Source organism: Candidatus Symbiopectobacterium sp. (assembly GCF_020054415.1).
GTDB lineage: Bacteria > Pseudomonadota > Gammaproteobacteria > Enterobacterales > Enterobacteriaceae > Symbiopectobacterium.
In genome coordinates, this window is the sequence record NZ_JAHWCO010000456.1 from 1 (window position 1) to 4,388 (window position 4,388).

The 4,388-nt window shown below is 54.1% G+C and carries 5 protein-coding genes and 2 pseudogenes; 4 read left to right on the forward strand and 3 right to left on the reverse strand.

From position 1 onward, the window contains the following. Both QZ506_RS13270 and hemF read right to left on the reverse strand, forming a co-directional pair. Window positions 1–675 (reverse strand): annotated as a pseudogene (locus tag QZ506_RS13270) (transketolase); the annotation flags it as partial. 147 nt (window positions 676–822) lie between these two features. After that, a pseudogene (hemF, locus tag QZ506_RS13275) lies at window positions 823–1,583 on the reverse strand (oxygen-dependent coproporphyrinogen oxidase); the annotation flags it as partial. A gap of 180 nt (window positions 1,584–1,763) precedes the next feature. On the opposite strand from hemF, the gene QZ506_RS13280 reads away from it, so the two are divergent. The 4 genes from QZ506_RS13280 to QZ506_RS13295 all read left to right on the forward strand — a co-directional run bounded on the left by QZ506_RS13280 (window position 1,764) and on the right by QZ506_RS13295 (window position 4,209). Continuing rightward, a complete protein-coding gene (locus QZ506_RS13280) occupies window positions 1,764–2,189 on the forward strand; it encodes a GNAT family acetyltransferase (protein WP_291971628.1) in 426 nt (141 codons plus the stop codon). A 235-nt stretch (window positions 2,190–2,424) separates the two neighbouring features. Beyond that, a complete protein-coding gene (locus QZ506_RS13285) occupies window positions 2,425–2,952 on the forward strand; it encodes a sigma-70 family RNA polymerase sigma factor (RefSeq protein ID WP_291971630.1) in 528 nt (175 codons plus the stop codon). A 70-nt stretch (window positions 2,953–3,022) separates the two neighbouring features. Next, window positions 3,023–3,808: a FecR domain-containing protein gene (locus QZ506_RS13290; protein ID WP_367273025.1), complete on the forward strand. Its 786-nt coding sequence runs from the start codon at window positions 3,023–3,025 to the stop codon at window positions 3,806–3,808. A gap of 92 nt (window positions 3,809–3,900) precedes the next feature. After that, on the forward strand, window positions 3,901–4,209 hold the full coding sequence (locus QZ506_RS13295) for a hypothetical protein (protein WP_291971632.1): 309 nt from the start codon (window positions 3,901–3,903) through the stop codon (window positions 4,207–4,209). A gap of 16 nt (window positions 4,210–4,225) precedes the next feature. Here the strand turns inward: QZ506_RS13295 and QZ506_RS13300 are convergent. Then, a partial coding sequence (locus QZ506_RS13300) for an ATP-binding protein (RefSeq protein WP_291971636.1) occupies window positions 4,226–4,388 on the reverse strand: 163 nt, incomplete at its 5' end.

Sequence of the window (4,388 nt, forward strand, 5' to 3'; positions counted from 1 at the left end):
CAGCGAAACCGAGCCGGACCAGATGGTCAGGTTGCTCGGTGCCAGGTCGGCAGAGCCGCCGAGGAATTCCGGCAGCAGTTTGCCGTAGGCTTCCAGCGCGTTCTGCGAGGCTTTGCGGCTGGCAATTTTTGCAGGGTTGGTTTGCAGGTCTTCAATGAATTTCTGGGTATCACCCTGCCAGTTGGCCGGCAGGTCACCGACGGTACGGCGTTTGAATTCGGCAGCCAGTTCCGGATAGGCTCTGGCATAGGCGGCAAACGTCTCGCTCCAGACGCTCTCTTTCTGCGCGCCAGCGGCTTTGGCATCACAGGCGGCATAGATTTCAGCGGGGATATCAAACGGCGGGTATTTCCAGCCCAATTGTTCGCGTGAAGCGGCCACTTCGGCGTCACCCAGCGGCGCACCGTGGGAATCGTGAGTACCGGCCTTGTTCGGTGAGCCGAAACCAATCACGGTTTTGCACATCAGCAGGGACGGTTTGTCCGTCACCGCGCGCGCCTGTTCGATAGCGCGGGTGATGGCATCGGCGTCATGACCGTCTACCCCACGCACCACGTGCCAGCCGTAGGCCTCAAAACGTGCTGCGGTGTCATCGGTAAACCAGCCTTCCACGTGACCGTCAATGGATATGCCGTTGTCATCATAGAATGCCACCAGCTTGCCCAGCTTCAGGGTGATAGGAGGTGAGATATTTAAACGGGAAACGTGCGATAAATGTGGATCTACCTGGGGCAAACTGGATCTATCTGGGACAGGTAACAGTAATTAAGTTTCACTATGTGAAACAAGGAACAGTCATCGAGACGGCTTATCTTCATCTTCAAACAGCTTGCCGCGATCCCACACCAGATTAAACTCAACGTAGCGCCCGCGGCGGTATAGCTGGAACTGGCGTTCGCGCTCTCTCCAGGGCAATGCTGCGCGTCGCGCGACGATCGGCAGGTAAGCGTCTAGAAAACCGTTTCCGACGGCGCGCATAAACGCGAAGCTGGTGGTGAAATCCGGCGTGTTCAAGTCATCAAAAAACAGCCCGCCGACGCCGCGTGCATCGTTACGGTGCTTGAGAAAAAAGTAATCATCACACCATTTTTTGTAACGCGGATAAACGTCGTCACCGAACGGCTGGCAAAGATACTGAGCGATTTGGTGCCAGTGTACGACGTCTTCAGTGAAGCCGTAGAACGGGGTGAGATCGAACCCACCGCCAAACCACCATACCGGCTCTTCACCCTCTTTTTCCGCAACGAAAAAGCGTACGTTAGCGTGGCTGGTACATACGGGTTTAACGGATGGATAACCAGAGAAACCACCATGGCCTGAAAGCGGCGTCCGGCAAGCTCGGGCCGGTGCGCGCTGGCCGAAGGGGGCAGCGTGGCGCCCATCACGTGAGAAAAATTGACGCCCGCTTGTTCGAACACCGCGCCCTGGGTCAGCACCCTGCTGCGCCCACCGCCGCCAGCTGCGTGTTGCCAGCACTCCTCATTAAAGCCGTTCTTGCCATCCGCGGCGGCAAGGTGCTGACACAGGGTGTCTTGCAGCGTCAGTAAAAAGGATTTTACGGTGGAAATATCAGGCTGACTCATGACGGTGTTAGCAAATCCATTATAACAAAAGGGCTACCAGTATAGCCTGTCACAACCGCGAGGTGTTGGCTTTCCTACTGCTGAGCGACTGCGGTAGGAGAGATGGCAGCAAATTGATATTGCGTCTGCGCGAGATCACGCGATAATCAGATTTTCCTTAGCAATCAACGGGGGGATCCCATGGAAATCCGCGTATTCAGACAAGATGACTTTGAAGAAGTGATTACCCTATGGGAACGTTGCGATCTGCTGCGACCCTGGAACGATCCGGAAATGGATATTGAGCGTAAAGTGAATCAAGATGCCTCCCTGTTTTTGGTGGCAGAAGTGGGCGGTGAAATCGTGGGCTCGGTGATGGGCGGGTATGACGGCCATCGCGGATCGGCCTACTATCTGGGCGTCCATCCGGATTTTCGCGGGCGCGGCATCGCTAACGCGTTGATTAGCCGCCTGGAGAAAAAACTGATCGCACGCGGTTGCCCCAAAATACACCTGATGGTGCGGCAGGATAATGATGCAGTGATCGGCATGTATGAGAAGCTGAACTACGATATCGTGGATTCTGTTACGCTGGGGAAACGTCTGATCGAGGATCAAGAATACTAATCCCTATACCCGTCATACTTCAAGTTGCAGGTGCGTTGGCTTTCCTTGCTCACCCCAGTCACATACTTGAGTATGCTCCTAGGGATTCACTCGTCGCCGCCTTCCTGCAACTCGAATTATTTAGGGCGTATTGTCAGTTTTTTGGTTTGTTGTTTAAAAACTGTTGCGTCGTCTGATTTGCTTAGATGATAATGAGTATCAATTAATCTTTGCAGCATGTTTATTGCCACCGACTATGACGCAGCTAACGACATTCTGGAGCGTATTTTATCACTCCCATCAGGGATGGCTGCGCGGATGGCTCAGTAAAAAAACCGGTTGCCGCCATCTGGCGGATGATCTTACCCACGATACTTTCCTCAAACTGTTGACCCTGTCTGAGCCGGAAGCCATCCGTAATCCGCACGCTTACCTGATGGTCACTGCCAACCATGTGATGATCGACCAGTTCCGCAAACGCAAACTGGAAGAGGATGCATTGGCGGCGCTGGCGCAGTTGGCGGAGGGGGCTGAGGCGCAATCTGCCGAACAGCGTGTGGCAATCAGTCAATTGGTCGCCACGGCACTGCATATCCTCAATGAGGAGCTGGATGAAAAAGTGCAGCGCGCGTTCATCATGGTGCGCGTTGAAGGCCATTCCTACCGCGATATCGCCGTTACGTTGGGCGTGAGCGAAAGCAGCGTCAAACAGTATCTGGCAAAAGCCATGATCCATATCCACACCCGTATTTTCAGTCTGGAAAGCGACGAACCAGAAAGCTGAGTTAGCGCGTATCCAGCAACAGGCCGCTGAGTGTCTCATCCGCTTTTCTGAACCCGAGGACGACGAGGCTGTGGATGCCGCACGTGCTGCCGAATGGCAGCGATGGTGCGAACAGGATGCGCGCCATGAGCGGGTTTATCACCAGATGCAGCAACTCTGGTCCAGCGCGGCGCTGACACCTGCCACCACGCAGCGTAAGGCGCGCCCGCCACGGTTTCTCTCTTTGGCCTTGGCGCTGGGAGTGGAGGGCATGCTTGCCAGCCAACTGCCTTATAGCTACTGGTTGGCAGATCAGCGCACGGCAATCGGTGAAATCCGCCGTCTGACGCTGGATGATGGCAGCGTACTGACGCTAAACACCGACTCTGCGGTTAACCTGCACTTTGATACCCGGCAACGCACGGTGGAACTGCTGCAAGGGGAAGCCTACGCACAGGTGGCAAAAGATCCTGCCGGACGCCCGTTTGTGATTCGCAGCTTACAGGCTTCCGCCCAAGCGCTGGGCACGCGTTATAGCGTGCGCGAAGTGGGAGAGGAAACCCGGGTGCATGTGGAAGAGTCTCGTGTTCGCGTCACGGCGCAGGGCGATCCCGCGGTCAGCGTCGATCTGAACGCAGGCCAACAAGTCAGCCTTACGCAATATGCGTTGTTGGATGACGTACAGGACGGTGTTGCAGAAGCGGGTTGGCTGCACAACCAGTTGGTGTTTGAAAATGCGCCCTTAAGCGAGGTGATCGATGAGCTACGTCGCTATCACAGTGGCGTTATCTATCTGGACCCACGCGATCAGCGTATGCTGGATAAACTGCGTTTTACCTGCGTCTTGCCGCTGGATGATACCGGCCGCGCCCTTTAGTTACTCAGTCATTCTCTGCCACTCTCCTATCGGCAGCCTATCGATGCTGTAGTGTTGATCGGCAGCAAAAAATAACGCTAGAAAAATCAATTTTGTTATTAAATATTGAGAATGATTATCAAAATTATTTTCGTTTTGATCTACCCGATTTTTACTGCCTGACGTCATCGTCAGTAGAAATCAAAAATAGCAGCAGGCAGGGAACTCGTATTCATGTCCATTTTTATTATGCAGCATGGGAAGTTTTGGCCGCAGGCAGTGTTGACTGTGGCATTAAGCGCCGGGATGGCGCAGGCCGCCACGGTCAGCACGGTTCAGTTACCCGCGCAACCCTTGGAAAAATCGCTGATACAGTTGGCATGTCAACGCCAAGATTATTGGCCGTTTTTCGCCATTTTTAATGTCCGCTATTGCTCATTAATGTTGCCCGCTTTCCGCAATTTCATCATCACTGACTGGCGTGGCGTTTTTTGCCAGCACTCCGGCTTTGCGTTTTTCCTTTAACCGGTAGCTTTCTCCTTTGATGTTCAGTGTGGTTGAGTGGTGTAGCAGCCGATCCAGGATTGCTGTTGCCAGCACG